Source organism: Streptomyces lydicus (assembly GCF_000717345.1).
In the GTDB taxonomy this organism is placed as follows: Bacteria; Actinomycetota; Actinomycetes; order Streptomycetales; family Streptomycetaceae; genus Streptomyces; species Streptomyces lydicus.
This window is the reverse complement of sequence record NZ_JNZA01000021.1, coordinates 96,782-118,901: the sequence shown is the minus strand read 5'-3', so window position 1 is coordinate 118,901 and position 22,120 is coordinate 96,782. Positions and strand designations below refer to the sequence as shown.

General features: G+C 72.4%; 8 protein-coding genes and 1 pseudogene. 3 read left to right on the top strand and 6 right to left on the bottom strand.

The features are described 5' to 3' along the window. A partial coding sequence (locus OO62_RS21305) for a LysR family transcriptional regulator (RefSeq protein WP_033269096.1) occupies window positions 1-985 on the bottom strand: 985 nt, incomplete at its 3' end. 103 nt (window positions 986-1,088) lie between these two features. Between OO62_RS21305 and OO62_RS21300 the strand changes: the two genes are divergently transcribed. Together OO62_RS21300 and OO62_RS36555 are read left to right on the top strand one after the other, a co-directional pair. Further along, window positions 1,089-1,634, top strand: coding sequence for a GNAT family N-acetyltransferase (locus tag OO62_RS21300; protein WP_051733483.1), 546 nt, complete (start codon window positions 1,089-1,091; stop codon window positions 1,632-1,634). 288 nt (window positions 1,635-1,922) lie between these two features. Beyond that, window positions 1,923-2,330 (top strand): annotated as a pseudogene (locus OO62_RS36555) (transposase family protein); the annotation flags it as partial. Window positions 2,331-2,729: 399 nt separating this feature from the next. Here OO62_RS36555 and OO62_RS41565 read toward each other — a convergent pair. Then, window positions 2,730-3,398 carry a hypothetical protein gene (locus OO62_RS41565; RefSeq protein ID WP_323135819.1) on the bottom strand — a complete coding sequence of 223 codons (669 nt, stop codon included), beginning with the start codon at window positions 3,396-3,398 and terminating at the stop codon, window positions 2,730-2,732. A 319-nt stretch (window positions 3,399-3,717) separates the two neighbouring features. Between OO62_RS41565 and OO62_RS21290 the strand changes: the two genes are divergently transcribed. Further along, window positions 3,718-4,071, top strand: a complete 354-nt coding sequence (locus OO62_RS21290; protein WP_033269095.1) for a beta/gamma crystallin domain-containing protein — start codon at window positions 3,718-3,720, stop codon at window positions 4,069-4,071. A 125-nt stretch (window positions 4,072-4,196) separates the two neighbouring features. Here the strand turns inward: OO62_RS21290 and OO62_RS21285 are convergent, their stop codons facing one another. The 4 genes from OO62_RS21285 to OO62_RS21270 form a co-directional block, all read right to left on the bottom strand. After that, window positions 4,197-4,757, bottom strand: coding sequence for a cysteine hydrolase family protein (locus OO62_RS21285; protein WP_033269094.1), 561 nt, complete (start codon window positions 4,755-4,757; stop codon window positions 4,197-4,199). A 109-nt stretch (window positions 4,758-4,866) separates the two neighbouring features. Then, the gene (locus tag OO62_RS21280) at window positions 4,867-5,997 is read right to left on the bottom strand and encodes an acyl-CoA dehydrogenase family protein (protein WP_033269093.1); all 1,131 of its coding nucleotides are present in this window, start codon (window positions 5,995-5,997) and stop codon (window positions 4,867-4,869) included. Window positions 5,998-6,052: 55 nt separating this feature from the next. Then, window positions 6,053-12,793, bottom strand: a complete 6,741-nt coding sequence (locus tag OO62_RS37085; protein ID WP_051733482.1) for a hybrid non-ribosomal peptide synthetase/type I polyketide synthase — start codon at window positions 12,791-12,793, stop codon at window positions 6,053-6,055. Window positions 12,794-12,818: 25 nt separating this feature from the next. Further along, window positions 12,819-22,013 carry a type I polyketide synthase gene (locus OO62_RS21270; RefSeq protein ID WP_063739038.1) on the bottom strand — a complete coding sequence of 3,065 codons (9,195 nt, stop codon included), beginning with the start codon at window positions 22,011-22,013 and terminating at the stop codon, window positions 12,819-12,821. Window positions 22,014-22,120 lie beyond the last annotated feature (107 nt).

Below are 22,120 nucleotides of genomic sequence, written 5' to 3'. Positions count from 1 at the left end.
GAAGACGGCATACGAGATGCTCAGGAGTCTCGTGGGCTCGGAGATGTGTATAAGAGACAGCGTGGGGACGGGGCGTTTCCCGCGTGGTGGTGTCCGTGGGTGCGGTGGGTCGGGACTTGAGGTGGCCCAGGGCGTTGATCACGGCAGCGATGGCGGGCTCGGCGGCGCGTTCGCGGTGGTGGGCTGCCATGAGGTGGACGTGCCATTCGGGCATGTCGCTCACGTCGAGTTCGACCAGGGTGCGGGCGGCGAGGTCGCGTTCGACCGTGGCGCGGGTGAGGACGGCGACGGCCTGCCCGGAGCGCGCGAGATCGGCTGCCGTCTCGGCGGAACTGATGCGGTAGAGCTGATGCGCGCGGGTGGGGGCGTCCAGGAGCAGTTCGTGAAAGAGCTGCGCACCGCTGCCCCAGAGGTTCACGGCGAGGGGGTGGCCGCTCAGCCCTGCAGTGTCGCAGGGGCGCGCCGTGAGCGGGTGGTCCGGGTGACAGACCGCGATGACCGGCTCACTGCGGAACGTGTGCAGCCGTACCTCGTGAGCGTGCGGCATCGGCAGTGTGATGGCGATGTCGGTCGCGCCCGCGGCCACCCGCTGGAGTGCGTCCTGACTGTGCTGGTCGTCGACCACGACGGCGTATCTGAGCGGCTGCAGGGCACCGATGACGAAGGGGACGGCCAGCGGTGCGTAGCTGGCGTGGGTGGTCACGTGCAGGGTGCCCTGGGTGTCGTCCTCCCGTGCAATGTCCAGGGCCCGAGCCGCCAGATCCAGACACCGCTCCGCGTGGGGCAGCAGCCGTTCCCCCGCGGGCGTCAGCGACACTCCTCGGCTGGAGCGGTCGAGCAGTGGCTGACCGACGAGCCGTTCCAGTCGGCGCAGCCGCTCGCTGACGGACGGTTGCGCAACGCGCAGCTCACGTGCTGCGGCGGACAGCGAGCCGACGGATGCGGCGGTGACGAAGACGCGCAGGTCCGCGAGTTCCAGGGCCATAGGTGCAGCCTATGGCCAGCCCCCTCGGATCATGGGGTTCTGTGTGGCCGACGGCGCCCATAGCGTGCCGGTATGACATCCCCCGTGAGGTGAGGAGCCTCTCTTGCACGAGATTTACGAGACCGCTGTTGAACTCGTCCCTGCGATTACGGATGACCTGCCCGGGATCGTCACCATCCAGAATCACACGGCCGCGACCTCGCACGCCCGGTTCGCCACCAGACCGCATCGCATGGAGGAGCGGCGGGACTGGTTCGCTCAGTTCGCGGAGACGGGTCCGTACCGGATGCTCGTCGCCCGGCGCGGCAACCAGGTTCTCGGTTATGCCTGCAGCCAGTGCTACCGCGATCAGGACGCTTTCCGGGAAACGGTCGAGGTGAGCATCGGACTCGGCGAGGACAGCAGAGGACAGGGGCTGGGAACCGCCCTCTACCGTGCGCTCTTCGGCCTCCTGGCCGACGAACCGGTGCATGTCGCCCTCGCCGGCATCGCCCTGCCGAACGACGTGTCGGTGGCCCTGCACCGCAAGTTCGGCTTCGCCGAAATCGGAACCTTCCACGAGTACGCCGTGAAGAACGGCCAGTACCTGAGCTCCCTGTGGATGCAACGCCTGCAGTCCACTCCGTTCCCGGGACCGGACCAGAGCTGACTGGTCCCGTGATCGTGTGCCAGGGTCCAACGAGAATACGGGGCGGGGCCCGCAAGAGGCGTGCGGTAGCCGCAGGCGGCCGCATGTTCGTCGTCCCCGGGACGGGCCCGGTGGGAAAGCGGCTTCGAAGGGCCCTGTGCCGCCAACGAGCGGCTGGGCAGGTGGTCTCTCCCCAACCTGCTGTGCGGGTAGGACAGTTGGCGTGACAGACAGGTGAAACCCCTGGTAAGTGGGTTTTCGACCAAGAGGACCGTCTCCACCAGAGGCTTCGCATGTTTGTGTACCCGTTCGGGCAAACACAGGAAGCACGGCATGAACGTGCAGGTCATAGCCGATCCCAAAGGACGCCTGCTCTGGGCTTCACCGGCCCTGGCCGGCGCTGTCCATGACGTCCGGGCCGCACGTGAACACGGCGTCATCGACGCCCTCGCCCGGGCCGGCATCAACTGATGGGCGGACAAGGGCTACCAGGGCGCAGGCGGCACCGTCCGTCTTCCCTACCGCGGCCGATGGGACAGCCCCTCCGCCGGTCAGCAAGCCGTCAACCGGTCCCACGCGAAAGTCCGAGCACTGGTCGAGCAAGCCATCGCCACCCTCAAGTCCTGGCGACTCCTACGCAAGCTCCGCTGCTCGACAACCCGAATCACGAGACTCGTCCAGGCCGTCCTCACTCTCCATCTGGCCAGCTCAACTTGAAGTAGGAAAAGGCTCACCGTCTGATACGAGAGCCTTGAGGACATCTCCCGGTCCACGAAGTCCACCAAGACGTTTCCGCGACCCATCATCTGTGGCGAGGAACGACGTGGCGCCTGCCAGCGAGTAGTGCGTGTGTAGGTATTCGGCTCGGACCAGCCCCGCCAGGACGTACCCGACCGAGCTCCGCGGCTCCGGCGAACTCCTCATGGAATTGTCTAGTCGGCCCGCAGCGCCCAATCACGGGCCGACCCAAGGAGAGATTCGAGCTCAATAGCATCTCCCAGGTGGCCACTGTTGGTCTGAACCCTTCCAGTGGCCACTTCGGCGAGGTCTGCTTCGAAGCTACCGCTGTCCCAGAGCACCACTTGAGCCATGAAATCACTGCCATCGAGAATCCAACTAACAGATCTCGGGCTGTTCTGGTCCGGTGAAGACTCTACCTTCGAAATGGCTGCCAGAGTTGGAATCTTGGCATTCTCCAGGGAAATCCATTCCTGCGCCTGTGCTATGAAGTCCCGTTCCACAGGAATCGCTGCCCTCCCAGCTTGATGTTCTTCGCCTCCGGTAATTCAAGCACAGCGTGCTCTCCTCTCGGGCTGGTCGAACAATACGTGGATCCGATGTGGGCGGCGTCGCAGCCCATGACGGCCGAAGTCCCGCAGGGAGCGATCCCGGCGGGACTTCAGCGACCGCTGTGATGCCGTTGGGACCTCCCGGAGGAAACGGCACCATCTGGCTGAACACGGCTTCTTCGAACTCGGCGAGCCAATCGAGGTCCGCAGACACACTGATCCAACCGTCGCTATTCGTGATCCGGACGTCGGACGTGTTGACGATGCTGCCGCCCCAGTGCGAGAGCCGATGCACCTGCAGGGTGAAGTGGTGCCCCTGCCAAGGGCTGTCCGGCGCTTCCCGTACCCAGGAGAACTCGGCCATTCCGTAGTCGCGCCACATGATGTGGTCGTTGAGGGAGTTCTCGGCGAAATCGGAACCCAGGATCGCGGTGACCCGATCGGGGCTGTCCGTTGGCTTGGCGCCGAGTACCGTTCCGGAGGTGACCACGTCCACGTAGAACGCGAGGGAATGTGGGGTCAATTGGTCCTTCCTGACGGACTTGAGACGCTCATGGGGAGCCGGCTCAGCATATGCGCCCCCTGGCTCTTCCTCTTGCTGCCTCGTGTCCGGTGTATCCCATTCCCGTGTTCCAGGCGGCTTACGTTTCCCCTGGTCAACGCCCCTTTCCGTGTTCCGGGATCCCGAACTGCCCGACCTTCGTTGCGGCTGGGACGGGCCACCCCACACGCTCGGGTCATCCGAGCAGCACATCGACGCCACCCATGGTGGTGGCGAAGTGAGTTCTCGGTTCGACACTCGAAGAGGAGCATTTGTGATCTCGAAAACGAAGAAGGCCGCCCGTTCCGTGGGCGTGGCGTTCGCGGCGGCCGCCGCGTTGACCCTGGCCGTGCCGACCGGTAACGCCTTTGCCATCGACCACGTAGAGTGCCGCGGCGGTGAGAATTTCCTGAAGATCTGGTCGCACAGTGGCGGAAATCAGAGCGTGGACTGCTACGCGAACGCCGGGCGGACCGACTTCGGGGGATGGTGGATCGACAAGATCTCCACGGGGAACAACGACTTGATCTACTACGACGCCAACGGTGATTCGGTGAAGATCGAGCGGTGGCACGAGATCACCTTCCCGAACCGTCCGCCGAAGGTCACCGCCATCGAAATCCTGTGACGAGTTGCCGGGCGGGCATCGGGTTTTTCGTGGAGTGAACCTGCCTGCCTGTCTGCCTGTCTCGGCTCAGCGATGCCGGCTACGCCTCTCAAGGCGTGGCCGGCATCGCTGAGCCTGGTCCGCCGCTATTGAGGTGCGATCGTCTTGACCCACTCGTCGACGGTGACGACATCCGCCCACTGCGGGAACAGTCGCTCGACGAGGACCCGGTGCACCTCCGGGTCGGTGTCCAGGCAGGCGTCGGAGAGGACGCTGAGGCCGAAGTCCAGGTCGTTCGCCTGGCACAGGGTGGACAGCACCACGGCGCTGGTGGCGATGCCGGTGAGCACGAGGCTGTCGATACCGCGTGCTCTCAGCACCACGTCGAGGTCGCTGCCCGAGAACGCGCTCGCCCGCCTCTTGGTGACCACCACGTCGCCCGGCCGGGGCGCGATCTCGGGGTGGATCTCGGTGCCCGGGGCGCCCTCGACGAAGAGGCCGGCCCGTGCGATCGCAGCGAGAGCCCTGTTGTGCGTGCCGACTTCGGGGAAGCCGGGGCGTAACGCGATGACCACGTAGATGACGGGGATGTTCGCCGCCCGGGCTCCGTCGATCGCCCTGCGCAGGCGGGGCAGGTATCCGGAGCCGTCGTCGGCGATGTCCACGATGTCCCGTTGGACGTCCATCACGAGAAGGGCGCTGCTCATGTCGTCTCCAGGAACGAAGTCGGTTCGCCGTTGAGCCGGGCCGGGTTGCCCATGTTCGGATGCTACGCGGCTCGAACGCGCCCTGAACGCCGTGTGCGCCGTGCTCGTATCAGAGGTGGGGAGAGGCAGGGTCGCCACCGAGTCGGAGGTCGCCGACCCCGTCGAGGATCTTCTCCGAGGACGCGACATGGCGGCTCGCGGTGATGAGGTCGCGCAGGCACCGGTCGAGCGGGGTGCGCTCGGTGTAGACCGAGGCCGATCCCACGGTGTCGTACAGGAGTTGGACCGCCTCCCGGCAGGCCCGGTGGGCGAATTGGCGGGCCAGCGCGGCCGTGCCGCGTTCGGGCGCCCGGCCCGCCGCCTGTGTGGCCCAGACATCCTGCAACGTGGAGTACACATAGGCATCCGCCGCGCCGATCAGCGACTCGGCGTGCGCGAGGTCGGCCGGGGCGCCTGGCCAGGGCAGCGCGGAACGCCTGGCGGCGAGGATCTCCCTGGCGGCGTTCAGCGCGGACCTGCCGATGCCCAGCGGCACGCCCGCCATCTTGAGGGCGAGGTTGTCCGCGCGCAGGTGGAGCGGCTCCTGCCGGGTGCCGGACGGCACGAGACCGAAGGTGTGCCGTTCCGGGACGAACAGCTCGGCGACCTCGAAGTCGTGGGAGCCGGTGCCGCGCAGCCCGGTGGTGTTCCAGGTGTCGAGCACCCGCGCGTGCGCGGCGTCGAAGACGGCGATCCTCGGGGGGCCGTCCGGGGTCTGGAACCCGGCCATCACCCGATCGGCGTGGGCGATCCCGCTGCCGTAGGTCCAGCGGCCCGACAGGAGGTAGCCGCCGTCCCGCCGTACGGCCCGCCCGGCCGGCGGCAGCACCGTCGCGGTGATCAGGTCCGGGTCCGGGAACAGCTCGGTGAACACCTCCGCGGGCAGCGAGACCACGGCCAGCGCGGCGTTCAGCGCGACGGCCGCGCACCAGGCGACCGAGGCGTCCCCCTCCGCCAGCAGATCGACGGCCCGGGTGATCTCCGGCACGGTCATCTCGACGCCGCCCAACGAGGGTGGCAGGGCGGCGCGCAGCAGCCCGGTGGCCTTCAGGCCGTCGAGGACGCCACCGGGAATCCGGCCCTTCTGCTCGATCTCCGGCGCGTACGCCGGGAGGCCGGAGGCATACGCCTGTACCCGGTCCATGACCGAGGCGGCGGTGGGGCCCGCCTCGGCCCGGTGCGGCAGTTCCATGACGGTCATCCGGTTCTCCTGGGTCGGCTGCTTCTCTTGGTTCGGCGGGTACGGCGGGGTCGGCTCACAGGTCGTCCAGGGCCTTGCCGAACTCGGCTGCCAGGGTCTGGAGGTTCGGGGAGCACATGACGCTGTAGTGGTCGCCGGGCACGTCGACGCTCTCGGCCTGGTCGCCGAGGAGGTCCAGCCACTGCCGGGTGGTCGGCGCGGTGGCCCCGTCCATGGCCTGCAGGAGCCGGACCCTGCCCCGGTACGCGGCGGGCTCGTGGTCGGCCAGCGCGCGGCTGAGGCGCAGGAACCGGCCCGCGAGCCGTTCCAGGGTGACGGCGTCGATCTCTTCCGGCAGGACGGCGGCGTGCCGGGCCCGCGTCAGCAATTCCTCGATCGCGGACCGGTCTCCCGTGGGCTCGAACTCGGCCGGCTCGGGATTCCAGTCGCCTCCCGCAAGTCCGGCCAGGTCGCGGGCGAACCGGGCCAGCAGCGCCGCGTCGGAGGTGGGTTCGGCGCGGCCGGGCGGTTCGAGCAGGTCCACGGCCGCGACGAGTTCGACCGTCTTGCCCCGCCCGGCGAGCAGGTGGGCGGTCTCCAGGGCGAGCACGCCGCCCATGGACCAGCCGCCGAGCCGGTACGGGCCGTCCGGGAACCGTTCGGTGATCGCGTCGGCGTAGTGCGTGGCCAGGTCGGCCACGGTCTGCGGCGCCGGTTCGAGGTCGGGGTACTGGAGGGCGTGCAGCGGTTGGTCGTCGTCCAGGAGGGCGCCGAGCCCGGCGTAGCAGAGCACATCGCCACCGACCGGGTGGACGAGGAACAACGGTGGCCGGGTCCCGGTGTCCCGGAGCGTGACCAGGGCTGCCCGGCCTTCGTCGCCGGGCCGGTCGCGCAGCACCTCGGCGAGCGAGGCGACGGTCGGCCGGGCGAGCAGGGTGGCCACCGGCAGCGACCGGCCGGTGCGCTGCCGGATCCGGGCCATCATCCGCACCGCGAGCATCGAGTCGCCGCCGAGGTCGAAGAAGTTCGCGGTGACGCCGACCGACTCGGAGGCGGGCTCGAAGAACTCGGCCCAGATCTCGGCGAGGAGCCGTTCGGCCGCATCGCGCGGTGCGACCGCCTCACCGGAGCGCGGGGCCGTCTCCTCGGGCGACGGCAGGAGGCGGCGGTTGACCTTGCCGTTGTCGGTCAGCGGCAGCTCGTCCAGGAGGACGATGCGGGCGGGCACCATGTAACCGGGCAGTTCCCGGCCGAGCGCCTCGCGCAGCTCGTCCTCGGAGGCGCCCGACACGGCGTACCCGACGAGCCGTCTGGGGCCGCCCCGCTCGCCCTCGGCCACCGCGGCCGCCGCGCGGACGTCCGGCCGGCGCAGCAGGGCCGCCTCGACCTCGCCGAGTTCGATCCGGTGCCCCTGGATCTTCACCTGGGAGTCCGCGCGCCCCAGGAACTCGATGGTGCCGTCCGGCAGGTAACGGCCGAGGTCCCCGGTCCGGTAGAGCCGCTCTCCCGTCACCGGGTGGCGCAGGAACGCCGCACGCGTCTTCGCCTCGTCGCCGAGGTAGCCGCGGGCCAGGCCGGCACCGGCGATGTACAGGTCGCCGGGGACCCAGGCCGGGCGCGGCCGCAACGCCTCGTCCAGCACATGGAAACGCTGGTTCCGCATCGGCCTGCCGTACGGGATGCTCGTCCACTCCGGGTCCACGCGGGTGATCGGGTACTGGATCGACCAGATGGACGCCTCGGTCGCGCCGCCCAGGCTCCAGACCCGCGCGTTCGGCAGGGTCGAGGCGATGGCTCCGGGGAGGGTGACGGGGATCCAGTCGCCGCTCATCATCACCACGCGCAGCGACGGCGGGCCGCCGAGGGCCCGCACATGCGCGACGAACATGTCCATCAGCGCGGGGACGCTGTTCCAGATCGTCACGCGGTGCCGGTTCACCAGTTCCAGCCAGGCGGCCGGTTCACGCTGCGCCGACGCGTCGGGCAGCACCAGGGCTCCGCCGGCCGCGAGCAGGCCGAACACGTCGTAGACGGAGAGGTCGAAGTTGAGCGCGGACAGGGCCAGGACGCGGTCGCCCGCGGTCACGTCGAACCGGTCGTTGACGTCCTGGATCGTGTTGACCGCGCTGGCGTGCTCGATCATCACGCCCTTCGGCACCCCGGTGGAACCCGAGGTGAAGATGACGTAGGCCAGATCGTCGGGCCTGGCCGGGGAAGGCGGCAAGGGGCTGCTCGCAACGGTCTCCGCCGGCTCGGTGTCGACGTGCAGCGAGCGGATTCCGTCCGGCAGGTCGAGCCCGTCCGCGACCGCCGACCGGGTCAGCACCAGCTCGATACCGGCGCTCTCCACGATCATCCGCAGCCGGCGGCCGGGCATGGCCGCATCCACCGGCACATAGGCAGCCCCGGCCTTGAGGATGCCCAGCGCCGCGACAACCTGCTCCCAGCTCTTGTCCATCACGATGCCGACGAGCACGCCCGGACCCGCGCCGCGGTCGATCAGCCACCGGGCGATCCGGTCGGAGCGGCGGTCCACCTCGCCGTAGTCGAGGGTCCGCGTGGCGGTGATGACGGCGGGCGCGTCCGGCCGGCTCGCGGCCTGCCGGAGGAACCCGTCGTGCAGCAGCGCGGAGGGGACGGGGGCGTCCGTGGCGTTGACCGTCTGCCGAAGCTCCAGGTCGGCCACCGGCGCGAGTACGGACGGCGGGCGACGCCACGCCCCCTCGCCGCACAGGTCCCGCACCAGGTCCAGGTAGGCGTCCCACATCCCGTCCACGACGCCGTCGGGGAACATCTCCTCCACCACGTCCCAGTTGAGGACCAGTTCCCCGGCCTCCTCCAGAGCCTGGTGGTCGAGCCACACCTGCGGGGTCCGTACCGAGCTGGACGCCAGCCTGCCGGCGGCGCCGAGCGTGGTCAGTGCCGTGAGCGCGCCACGCTCACCGTCGCCCTGCCCCGAGAAGCCGATCGTGCTGGTGAACACCACGGGCATGCTCGCCAAACCGGTACCGCCCCGGGCGCGGTTGAGCTCGCGCAACACCTCGACGCCGCTGACGTGCCCGTGTTCGAGGTCCGTCAGCAACTGGTTCTGCAGCCGCCTGGCGCCCGAGGTGAAGTCCTCGGCGGGGGCGGCGTCCACCTCCAGCAGGGTGGTCGCGCTGAGGTTTCCGATGATCCTGCCGACATCCTCGTGCAGCGGCCGCCGGTTGAACGCCAGCAGGTTGAGGGTGAAGCGCGGCGAGGCGCTCCAGGCTCCCAGCACCTGCGCGTACGCGGTGCACAGGGCGGCCGAGGGCGAGATGCCCGCCGCGGCGGCACGGTCCTTGAAGCGCTGCCATGCCGCCGGCTCGATCCGGCCCGTGCGGTGGGTGAACACCGGCCGCCGGGAAGAGGGCACCCCCGGCCGAAGACTGGGGGAGGGGTCCGGACGCAGCGGCAGGCGGGGCGCGGACGGGAGGGAGGCGACGCGCGCCTGCCAGTAGGCGAGCGACTTCGCACGCTGCGCGGCATCCGCCTCGGCGGCGGCGAGCACGTAGTCGCGGTAGGTGAGGGCAGGGGCCGGCCTCGTGGGCGTCCCGGAGCGGTAGACCTCCGCCCATTCCTGGAACAGCAGCCCGGCGCTCCGGCCGTCCATGATCAGCGCGTCGACATTGAGGTGCAGCCGGGTCGTGCGCGCGTCGAGCAGGGTCGCCCGGATGTCGAACAGCGGCCAGACCTCGGTGTCGAAGGTCTGGTGCCGCATCTCCTCGTGGATCTCCGCCAGGCGGCGGGCCCGTTCGGCGTCGTCGCACGTCCGCAGGTCGACCGTGGCGATCCGGTAGTCGGGGACCTCGGCGAGCACCCGCTGGTGCCCCTCCCTGGACACGACCGCGCGAAGCATGTCGTGCCGGTTGACGAGATGCCGGAAGGAGGCGGCGAGCCGGTCGAGGTCGGTCTCCTCGACGTCGACCTCGACGAGGAAGGAGGTGGATACGTTGCCGAGCTCGAAGGCGTCGGTGCGGCCGACCAGATAAGCGTGCTGGAGGTCGGTGAGCGGGAACGGCTCGTGGCGCGCCGCCGGGTCGGCGACCAGCGCGCTCCCGGGCTCCTCGGTCCGGTCCGTGCTGCCGCGGGCCGCCTGGACGGTCCGCGCGATCTCGGCGACGCTCCGGCCGTTCAGCAGGTCGGGCAGCGGAATGTCGACGCCGAGCCGCCGGGCGAGGGTGTGCCGGATGTCCATCGCGATCAGCGAGTCGATGCCCAGGCTCCGCAGCGGCAGGTGCAGGTCGTCGCCGGTGACGGCGGCGCCGCGCGCCCGGCCGACGATGCCGACCACCAGCTCGGCGGCGTTCCCGGTCCCGGGCGCGGCCGGCCCTTCCGTTTCGGGCGCGGCGGGCTCGGGCGCGCCGGGCACCGCTTCCAGGCGTACGCCGTCGGCGAGCGCCACGGGCGTACCGTCGGCGCCGACGAGCCGTACCTGCGCGACCAGCGGCCCGCCGGGTGCCGGTGCCTGTTCCCGGTGGGGGCCTCCCGTCCAGAGCCAGTAGCGCTCGCGCTGGAACGGGTATCCGGGCAGCGAGGCGGGCGGCCCGGCGGGCTCGCCGTGCACCCGCGTCCAGTCGATCCGGACGCCCCGCGTGTAGAGCGCGCCGACGCTGTCGAGCAGCGTGCGCCGGGCGTCCCCTCCCTCTGGCCCTTCGCGCAGCGACGACAGGAACGCGCTGTGCCCGGTCGCCCGGAACCGGTCGAGGAGCGGCGAGGCGGGCCCGATCTCCACGAAGGTCCGGTGTCCGTCGCGCAGCAACGCGGCGACGTTGTCGGTGAATTGCTCCGGCTCGGCGGCGTCCGCCGAGGTCCGGACCGCCGCCCGCAGCGCGTCTTCCAGGGACATCGTGCCCGTGACGCACGCGGCCACCAGCTCACCGGTGCCGTGGCCGAGGACGGCGGCGGGCTCCACGCCCCACGACCGCCACAGCTCGGCGAGCGCGTACGCGACGGCGAACGGCGACGGCCGGCCGCCGGACGCCTCGGCGCACCGGTCCAAGGCGCGGCCGAAGGCCGGCTCGGCCTCGGCCAGTTCGGCGGCCGCGTCGGCGTGGAGGGGGTCCGGGCGGCCGGTGAAGAGGAACACCGGGCCTTGACCGGTCTCCGGGGCCCGCGCGCCGACCCGGACGCCGGGCGGCGGCGCCTCGCCCTGGCGCGTCCGGGTGAGGAGGTCCCGCAGCTCGGCACAGGAGGAGGCGACGGCCGTGAGCCGGTGCGTGAAGTGCGCCCGCCCGAGGCTCGTGGTCCGGCAGATCGACGCGAGCTGGTCGCCGTCGGCGCCGTCGGCGAGCAACTCGGCGTAGCGCGCGGTGAGTTCGGCGAGCGCGGCCGGTGTCTTGGCCGACAGGGTCAGCAGGTGCGGCCCGTCCTGCCCGGCGGGCCGGAGCTCCTCGCCGGCCGGTGCCTCTTCGAGGACGACCGGAGCTTCTTCGATGATCACGTGCGCGTTGGTGCCGCTGATGCCCTGCGAGGACACCGCAGCGCGTTTTGGCCCCGACGTCTCGGGCCACGCGGTCTCCTCGGCGACGAGCTCGACCGCGCCCGACGGCCAGTCGACGTGCGGGGTGGGCTCCGCCACGTGCAGGGTGGCGGGGAGCCTGCCGTACCGCATCGACAGCACCGTCTTCATGACCCCGGCGACTCCCGCCGCCGCCTGGGAGTGCCCGATGTTGGGCTTCAGCGAGCCGAGCCGCAACGGCTGGTCCCGCTCACTCCGGTAGGCGGCCAGCAGGGCGCGCGCCTCGATCGGGTCGCCGAGCGGGGTGCCGGTGCTGCTCGCCTCCACCACCTGGACGTCGCCGGGTGACAGTCGTGCGTCCTTCAACGCCTGCCGGATCACCCGCTGTTGCGCGGAGCCGCTCGGTGCGGTGAAGCCGTTGCTGGTGCCGTCCTGGTTCACCGCGCTGCCGCGCACCACGGCCAGCACGGGGTGGCCGAGCCGCCTCGCGTCCGACAGCCGTTCCACCAGCAGCACGCCCACGCCCTCGGACAACCCGCTGCCCGCGGCGGCGGCCGAGAACGGGCGGCACCGGCCGTCCGGCGACAGGCCCTGCATGCGGGTGAACTCGGTGAACAGCTGCGGTGTGGCCATGATCGTCGCGCCGCCCGCCAGCGCCATCGTGCACTCGCCGCGGCGCAGCGACTGGACGGCCAGGTGCAGCGCGACCAGCGAGGACGAGCAGGCCGTCTCCACGGTGAGCGCCGGGCCGCGCAGGCCGAGCGTGTAGGAGATCCGGCCGGACGCGACGCCGCCCGCCGTCCCGGTCGTCAGGAACCCCTCGGCCTCCTCGGGCACGTCGCCGGACCCCAGCCCGTAGTCGTTGCAGGACAGCCCGGTGAACACGCCGGTCTCGGTGTCGCGCACCGACTCCGGGTCGATCCCGGCGTCCTCGAAGGCCCGCCAGGCGGTCTCCAGCAGCAGCCGTTGCTGCGGATCCATGGCCAGGGCCTCGCGCGGGCTGATGCCGAAGAAGCCCGCGTCGAAGTCCGCCGCGTCGTAGAGGAAGCCGCCGGAGCCCGTCAGGCTTCGGCCGCCGTTCCCGGGGTCGTGCAGGCCGTCGTCCCAGCCCCGGTCCCGGGGGAACGCGCCGACGGTCTCCCCGCCCGAGGCCAGCAGCCGCCACAGGGCGGCCGGCGAGTCGATCCCGCCCGGGTACCGGCACGCCATACCGACGATCGCGATCGGCTCGCGGTCACCCTCCTCCAGCTCGCGCAGGCGCTCGCGTGCCTGGTGCAGGTCGAGGGTGACGCGCTTGAGGTACCCGAGCAGCTTCTCGTTTGATTCTGATCCCATGACGGATCGGTCCTCCGTAGGCGGGTCAGGAGCCGGAGAGCTCACGGTCGATGAAGTCGAGGAGTTCCTCGGCGGTCGCGGCTTCGACGAGTGCCGTCACGTCCGCTTCGATGTCCCCGAAGGAGTCCTCCGGGGCGGCCGGTGTCTCCTCGGGCGGTACGAGTTCGGCGTCCAGGACGGCGACGAGCTCGGAAAGCGTCGGCGCCTCGAACAGCAGGGTGAGGGGGAGCTTGAGGTCCGTCGCCGTGCTGAGGCGGTTGCGGAACTCGACCGAGGTGAGCGAGTCGAAGCCGAGCTCGCCGAACGGCCTGTCGTCCTGGATCGCCTCGGGCCGGGAGCCCAGAACGGCGGCCATGTGGGTCCGGATCAGGTCGGCCAGGATCCCGGCGCGTTCACCGGGGGTCAGGCCGGGCAGCTCGTCGCGCAGCGGCCGGTGTCGCAGGTGTGCGGGGACGTTGCCGGGCCGCCCCGCTCCGGCGGCCGCCACCACCCCGCGCAGGACCGGCGGCAGGTCCGTTCCGAGGTCGCGCAGGACCTCGCGGTCGAGCCGGACGGGCGCCAGGACGGCGTGCGGTGACGGCAGTGCCGCCTCCAGCAGGGCCAAGCCGTGCTCGGGAGCCATCTCCACGAGCCCGGCCCGGGCGAAGCGGGCGCGGTCGGCGGCGGTGAGGGCGCCGATCATGCCGTCCGGGTCGTCCCACAGACCCCAGGCCAGTGCGAGGGCGGGCAGCCCCTGCGCGCGGCGGTGCACGGCGAGTGCGTCGAGGAACGCGTTGGCGGCGGTGTAGCCGCCCTGCCCGGCGCCGCCGAGCGTCCCCATGACCGAGGAGACCAGGACGAACGCGGTGAGCGGGTGACCCGCGGTCAGCTCGTGCAGATGCCAGGCCCCGTCGGCCTTGACGCGCATCACCCGGTCGATCTGTTCGGCAGTCAGCGAGGTGACCGGCGCGTCGTCCACCACGCCCGCGGCGTGGATCACGGCGGTCAACGGGTGCCGGTCGGGGACGGCTTCGACCATCGCGGCGACGGCGTCCCGGTCGGCGACGTCCACGGCCGCGAACCTCACCTCGGCGCCGAGCCCCTTCAGGTCGGATGCCAGCCCGGCCGCTCCGGGCGCGTCACCGCCGCGGCGTCCGGCCAGCAGCAGCCGTCGTGCGCCGTGTGCGGCGACCAGGTGCCGTGCGAGGGCCCGGCCGACGGCGCCGGTCCCGCCGGTGATCAGGACGGTTCCGTCCGGGTCGAGGACCGGCGGGACGGTGAGCACGACCTTGCCGACGTGGGTGCCCCGGCGCAGCAGCCCGAAGGCTTCGGGTGCGCGCCGGACGTCCAGGTCGGTGACGGCGGGCCAGGTGAACGCGCCCTCGGCGAACAGCTCGACCGCTCGGTTCAGGAGGCGGCCGAGGTGCTCGGGCGGCAACTGGAGGAGGTTGCACGCCCGGTAGCGCGCACCGGGATGCGCGGCGGCCACCTCCGCCGGATCGCGCGGGTCGGTCCTGCCCAGTTCGACCAGGAGCCCGCCAGGACGCAGCAGCCGCAGCGACTCGTCGACGAGCTCGCCGGTCAGCGAGTTCAGGACGACCGCCATGCGCCGGCCACCCGCGCCGAAGCGTGCGCCGAATCCGGGTTCGCGGGACGAGGCGAGGTGGTCGTCGTCGACGCCGAGGGCACGCAGTGCGGGCCACTTGGCGGGACTCGCGGTCGCGTAGACCTCCGCGCCCAGGTGCCGGGCCAGCTGGACGGCGGCCATGCCGACGCCGCCCGCCCCGGCATGGATCAGGACGCAGTCGCCCGCGCGCACGCCTCCCAGTTCGAGCAGAGCGTGCAGGGCGGTCAGGTGGGCGACCGGTACGGCGGCGGCCCGGGTGAACGACCAGCCGTCGGGGACCTTGACGAGGGTGCGGTGGTCGGCGTGGGCCACCGTGCCGAACGCGGCGGGGAACAGGCCCATCACCCGGTCGCCGATGGCCAGTCCGGTGACACCGGGCCCGGTCGCGGTGACCACACCCGCGCCTTCCAGACCGAGCGGCCCGGGGTCGCCGGGGTGCATGTCGAGCGCGCCCAGGACGTCGTGGAAGTTGAGCCCGGCGGCGCGCACCGCGATCCGGACCCGGCCGGGGCCGGGTTCGGCGGCGGCCTCGGGGCAGGGCCGGACCTCCAGGGCGGTGAGGGTGCCGCGTTCGGGGATGTCGAGGCGCCAGGCCGGCGCGTCGTCGGGGAGCCGGAGCGCGGGGTCACCCACCGCGGACACGAGCCTCGGCACGAGGACGGTGCAGTCGGCGCCGCCACGGACCGCCACCTGGTTCTCGTCCGACGCCAGTGCCGCGGCCGGAACCTCGGTGGCGTCAGGGGCGAGATCGACCAGGACGAACCGGCCCGGGTGCTCGACCTGCGCTGTCCGCACCAGGCCCCAGATCGCCGCCTGCGCGAGGTCCCGGACGGTCTCGCCGGGCCGGACGGCCACGGCACCACGGGTCACCAGCACCAGCCGGGACCCGGCGAGCCGGTCCTCGGCAAGCCACCGGCCGAGCAGCTCCCGCGTCCGGTGGGCCGCGTGCCTGGCCGCCGTCGCCGCACCGGTTCCGTCCTCGCCGGCCGGGCAGGCCACGACGGTGTGCTCGGGTGGCTCAGCCGCCGCGAGCAGCGCGTCCAGGCTGAGGGCGTCCCACGGGACGGGCACCTGTCCGGCCGGCGATCCGGCCGCCGGCTCGGGCAGCGGTTCCCAGTCCAGCGCGAACAGGGAGTCGCGCGCCACGGCGGCGGGATCGGCCGGGCGGCCCGCGGCGACCGGGCACAGTTCCAGCGACTCGACGAGCCCCGCCGGGTCTCCCGAGGCGTCGAGCAGGGTCAGGGGGAGCCCGCCGTCCACGGCGGGCGCCGCGTGCACCCGCAGGGACGCCTGGCCACCCGTACCGAACAGGGACACTCCGCGCCAGCGCAGCGGCTGCATGCGCTGCCCCGCGCGGCCCGGGGCGTCGGCGATCAGGCCGTGCAGGGACGCGTCGAGCAGAGCCGGGTGCAGGTGGTAGGCCCCCGCGTTCGCGGCCTCCGGCTCGGGCAGGACGGCCTCGGAGAACTGCTCGCCGTCGCGTCGCCAGGCGGCTCGCAGCCCCTGGAACACCGGCCCGTACTCGTGCCCTTGCAGGCCGAGGTCCTCGTACATGCGGGCCAGCGGTACCGGCGTCGCGTCGGCCGGCGGCCAGCCCATGGGGGCCGGTGCCGTGGCCGTGTCGGGGCCGAGGGTGCCGGTGGCGTGCTCGATCCACTCACCGTCGGTCGCCCGGCCCGATATCCGGCAGGTCCGCAGGCCGTTGCCGTCCTCGCCCGCCACCCGGACGCGCACGTCGACGGCGCCGTCCTCCGGGAGTTCCATCAGGGTGGAGACCGTCAGTTCCTCGATCCTCCCCCAGCCTTCGGCCGGGGGTGCCCCCACCGTGCCGGCCTTCGCGCCCGCGTGCAGTGCCATCTCCAGGAACGCGGTGCCCGGTACGACGACGGTCCCCGACAGGGCGTGATCGGCCAGCCAAGGCTGGGTGCGGGTCGAGAGCCGCCCGGTGAACACCGTCTCGCCGTCGCCGAGTTCGACGGCCGCGCCGAGCAGGGGGTGGTCGCCCGGGGCCTGGCCGAGGTCGGCCGTGCCGGACGGCCCGGCCGTGCCGGTGAGCCAGTAGCGACGTCGCTGGAAGGGATAGGTGGGCAGGTCGACGTGGCCGGCGGCCGTTCCGGTGAGCCGTTCCCACGCCAGGGGCAGGCCCTGGACGTGGGCCTCGGCGGCGGAGGTGAGGAACCGGTGCAGGCCGCCGTCGTCGCGGCGCAGCGAGCCGGTCACGATCCCGTCGGCCCCGGCCTCCTCGAGGATCTGGCCGATGCTGCCGACCAGCACCGGGTGCGGGCCGACCTCGACGAACGTGGTGTGGCCGGAGGCGATGAGTGCTTCGACCGCCTCCTGGAAGCGCACGGTGTGCCGCAGGTTCCGGTACCAGTAGGACGCGTCGAGCTCGCAGCCCTCCTGCCAGTCGGCGGTGACCGAGGACATCATGGCGATCTCGCCGGTGCGCGGCGCCAGCCACGCCAGCTCGGCCAGGAGCTTCTCGCGGATCGGTTCGACCGCCGGGCAGTGCGAGGCGAAGGCAGCCGGGATCACCCGGGCGTTGATGCCCTCGGCCCGGTAGGCGTCGACCAGCTCGGCGATCGCGTCCGGGGCTCCGGCCACGGCGGTGGTGGCCGGTCCGTTGACCGCGGCGATGCTCAGCGTGCCGAGTCGTTCCCGCACCCGCTCCGCGGGCAGCGGGATCACGGCCATCGCCCCCGTGCCCATCAGGTCAAGGGCCATGCGGCTGCGCAACGCGATGGCGCGGGCGCCGTCGTCGAGGGAGAGCGCCCCGGCCACGACGGCGGCGGCGATCTCGCCCTGGGAGTGGCCGATCACGGCGTCAGGAACGACCCCGGCCGACCGCCACAGCTCGGCCAGCGACACCATCACGGCCCACAGAGCGGGCTGCACGACGTCGATCCGGTCGAGCAGGGGCGCGCCGTCCAGGACGTCGGCCAGCGACCAGTCGATGTACGGCGCGAGCGCGCGCTCGCACTCGGCCAGCCGGGCAGCGAACACGGGGCTTTCGGCGGCCAGCGCCGAGGCCATGCCCCGCCACTGGCCGCCCTGTCCGGGGAAGACCAGAACGGTCCGGCCGGGCTCGCCCGCGCGGCCGGTGACGACGCCGGGGGCCTGTTCGGCGCGGGCCAGCGCGTCCAGGGCCCGGTCGGCCTCCTGCCGGTCACGGGCGATCACCACGGCGCGCTCGTCGAGGGAGGTCCTGGCGGTCAGGGCCGGCGCCGCGCACACCGGGTCGAGCGGCCCGGCGGCCAGCGTCCGGGCCTGCGCCCGCAGCGCTTCCGGTGTCCGGGCCGACAGAACGACCGGCACCACGGGCGGCCGCACCGGCTCTTCGGCGGGTCCGTCCTCGGCGGGCGGCTCCGCCAGGATCACGTGCGCGTTGGTGCCGCTGATCCCGAACGAGGAAACGCCGCCGCGCCGGGGCTCGCCGGTGTCCGGCCAGGGACGGGCCCGGTCGAGCAGGGCCACCGACCCGGCCGCCCAGTCCACGTGCGGGGACGGCTCGTCGACGTGCAGCGTGGCGGGCAGGGTCGCGTTCCGGATGGCCTGGACCATCTTGATGACACCACCGACGCCCGCTGCCGCCTGCGCATGCCCGATGTTGGATTTGAGGGACCCCAGCCACAGCGGCCGGTCCCGGTCACGCCCGTAGGCGGCCAGCAGGGCGTTGGCCTCGATCGGGTCGCCGAGGGCGGTGCCCGTCCCGTGCGCCTCCACGGCGTCGACCTGCTGCGGCGCGAGCCCGGCATCGGCCAGAGCGTCCGCGATGACGCGCTGCTGGGCGACGCCGCTCGGCGCGGACAGCCCGTTGGAGGCGCCGTCGGAGTTGATGGCGCTGCCGGCGATGACCGCCAGCACGGGGTGGCCGTGGCGGCGGGCGTCCGAGAGCCGTTCGACGACGAGCATGCCCGCGCCCTCGCCCCAACCGGTGCCGTCCGCCTGCAGGGAGAAGGCTTTGCAGCGGCCATCGGCGGCCAGCACCCGCTGGCGGGAGAGCTCCACGAACATGCCGGGGGTCGCCATGACCGTGACCCCGCCGGCCAGGGCGAGCGAGCACTCGCCGGCCCGCACGGCCCGCACCGCCTGGTTCAACGCGACCAGCGACGCCGAGCACGCGGTGTCCACGGTCAGCGCGGGCCCGTTCAGGCCGAGGACGTAGGAGATCCGCCCGGAGATCACGCTCGCGCTGGTGCCGGTCAGCAGGTGTCCTGCGACGCCGTGCCCGGCCGCTTCCATGCTCGGCCCGTAGCCGGAATGCATCGCCCCGGCGAACACGCCGGTCCGGCTGCCCTCCAGCGTCGCCGGGTCGATCCCGGCGCGCTCCAGCGCCTCCCACGCGACTTCCAGCAGGAGCCGCTGCTGCGGGTCCATGGCGAGGGCTTCCCGCGGGCTGATCCCGAAGAACTCCGCGTCGAAGTCCGTCACGTCCCGCACGAAGCCGCCCCGGCGGACGTAGGACGTCCCGATCCGTTCCGGGTCCGGGTGATGGAGCGTCGCCAGGTCCCAGCCGCGGTCGTCGGGAAAGTCGCCGATGGCATCGGTTCCGGTGTCGACCAGGCTCCACAGATCATCGGGCGAGCGCACCCCGCCGGGGAACCGGCAGGCCATGCCGACGATGACCACCGGGTCGCTGTCGTCGGCGCGCTCCCGCACGACCGTCGGACAATCAGCGGTGGACGCACCGGCCTTCAGCTCACCGATCGCGGCGGCCAGCGCGGCCGGGCCCGGATGGTCGTACAGGAGGGTGCTCGCCAGATTCAGCCCCGTCGCGACCGACAGCCGTTCGCGCAGTTCGAGCGTCATGGCCGAGTCGAGACCCATCTCCCGGAACGTCCGGCCGGGCCGGACGTCGCCGGCCGAACCGGCGCCCAGCACGACCGCCGTGAGGCTCTGCACCAGCTCCAGCATCGATCGCCTGTCCACGGCCGGGGCCGGGGCCGGGGTGGCGTCAGGCGCCTGCTCGGTGACCGTGGCCCCGGGCATCCCGGGCGGCCAGCAGGAGCGGCGCTGGAACGGGTAGGTCGGCAGGTCGGTCAGAGGTGCCGAACCGGGCAGCAGCGCCGCCCAATCCACCGCGACGCCGTGCACGAACGCCTCGGCCGCCGCCGTGAGGAACCGATGACGGTCCCCGTGTCCGCGCCGGAGCGTGCTCAGCGCGGCGCCGTCCCCGCCGTACGCGTCGATCGCCTGCCGGACCCCCATCGCCAGCACCGGATGCGGGCTGACCTCAAGGAACGTCGAGTGGCCCGAGAGCAGCAGCCCCTCGACGGCCGGTCCGAACCGGACCGGCTCGCGCAGGTTGCGGAACCAGTACCCGGCGTCCAGCTCGGCGGTGTCGATCGGTTCGGCGGTGACGGTCGAGTGAAACGGCACGCCGATGGAGCGCGGGGCGATCCCGGCGAAGGCGGTGAGCAGTTCCTCCCGTAGTTCCTCGACATCCGCGCTGTGCGAGGCGTAGTCGATCGGAACCCGGCGGGTCCGCACCTCCTGCCCGTAGTGGGCGGCCAGCGCGTCGAGCGCGGCGCCCGGACCCGCGACCACCGTGTGCGCGGGGCCGTTGACCGCCGCGATCGACAGCGAGGTCGCCACCGCGACGAGGTCCCGCCGCACCTGTTCGGCCGGAAGTGCCACCGACAGCAACCCGCCGCGGCCCGCGATCCGGTTCAGCACCCGGCTGCGCAGGGCCACGATCCGCGCGCCGTCCTGGAGGGAGAGGGCGCCCATGGCCGTGGCGGCGGCGATCTCGCCCTGCGAGTGGGCCACCACGGCGGCGGGCTCCACCCCGACCGAGCGCCACAGCGCGGCCAGCGACACCATCACCGCCCACAGCGCGGGCTGGATCACCTCGTCGCCCTCCAGCGGCGGCGCACCGGGGACACCGCGCAGGACATCGGTCAGCGACCAGTTCACGTACGGGCGCAGAGCGTCGGCGCATGCGCCGATCCGATCGGCGAAGACCGGGGCGGTTTCGAGCAACTCCGCCGCCATGCCTGCCCATTGCGAGCCCTGGCCGGGAAAGACGAAGACCGGCCGGACCGGCGGCCCCTCGTGACGGCCCTCGACCACGGCCGCCGACGGCTGCCCGGCCGACCGTGCCGCCAGTTCGGCGAGGAAGCCGTCCCGGCCGTGTGCGACGACGACGGCGCGGTGTTCGAACGTGGTGCGCGTGACGGCCAGCGACCGGGCCACCGAGGCCACGCCGAGTTCCGGCCGCGCCGCCACATGAGCGCGCAGCCGTGCGGCCTGGTCGCGCAGCGCAGGTGCGTCCCGCCCGGACAGGACCCAGGGCAGCGCCCCGGCATCGCCTTCGCCACCGGCCCGCGCGGCACCTCGCCGCGCACCTTGCCAGTCCGAGAGGCCGTGCCAGTCCGAAAGGATGACGTGGCAGTTGGTGCCGCCGATCCCGAACGAGCTGACGCCGGCAATCAGCGGCTCCTCGGGCGACGGCCAGGACCGGGTCTCGGTGTTCACCCGCAGCTGCAGCGCATCGAGCGGGATCCGCTCACCCGGCCCGGAGTGGTTCAGGCTGGGCACGAGTTCGCGTGCGCCGAGGCACAGGACGGCCTTGATGAACCCGGCGATCCCGGCCGCGCCCTCCAGGTGACCGATGTTCGTCTTCACCGACCCGACCAGAAGCGGGGCGTCCTTCGTGCGGGCCGAGCCCAACGTCGCACCGAGTGCGGCGGCCTCGATCGGGTCGCCGACCCGCGTCCCCGACCCGTGCAGCTCGACGTAGCGGACCGTGCCCGGCTCGACGCCCGCGTCGGCACAGGCGGCGCGGAGCACCCGCTCCTGCGACGCACGGCCCGGAGTCGGCAGCGTCTCGGTCGCACCGTCGTTGTTCAGGGCACTGCCCCGGATGACGGCATGGATGCGGTCGCCGTCCCGGACGGCGGCTTCCAGCAGCTTGAGGACGACGACCCCGCCGCCCTCGCCCCGGACGTAACCGTTCGCGCGGGCGTCGAAGGTGAAGCAGCGCCCGTCCGCCGACAGCGTCCCGGCCCGCTCCAGGGCCAGGGTGCTCTCCGGCGCGAGGATCAGGTTCACCCCACCGGCCAGCGCAAGGTCGGACTCACCGACCCGCAGGCTCGCGCACGCCAGGTGCACGGCGGCCAGCGACGACGACTGCCCGGTGTCCACCACCAGACTCGGACCGTTCAGGCCCAGCGCGTAGGAGATCCGGTTGGCGATCACACCACGCTGCAACCCGGTCAGCGTGTGCCCGGTCACCGCGTCGGGACCCAGGCCGTGCAGCAGGGTCGCGAAGTCGTCGGCGATCGCCCCGAGGAACACGCCCGTCCGGCTGCTCTCGAGGACGGCCGGCAGGGTCCTGGCGTCCTCAAGGGCTTCCCAGGCCAGTTCGAGGGCCAGCCGCTGCTGCGGGTCCATGACGACGGCCTCACGCTGCGAGATACCGAAGAACCCGGGATCGAACCCGTCCACCCGATCGAGGAACCCGCCGCGCGCCGGACCCCGGCCGGCACGCCGATCGGTGATCGCGTCACCACCGCGGCGCAGCAGCCGCCAGAACGCGCCCGGCCCGTCTGCCTGCGGAAACCGGCAGCCGATTCCGACGACCGCGACCGCGCGTGAAGGGAGATCACGCATGCCGTGCTCAGCAATGTCCATCGTTGATGCGCCCCAGTGCTCTTGCCGAATGGCGGATCCCGCGACGGGTGTGGAGCCGTTGGCGAAGACGGTCCACACCCGGTCGC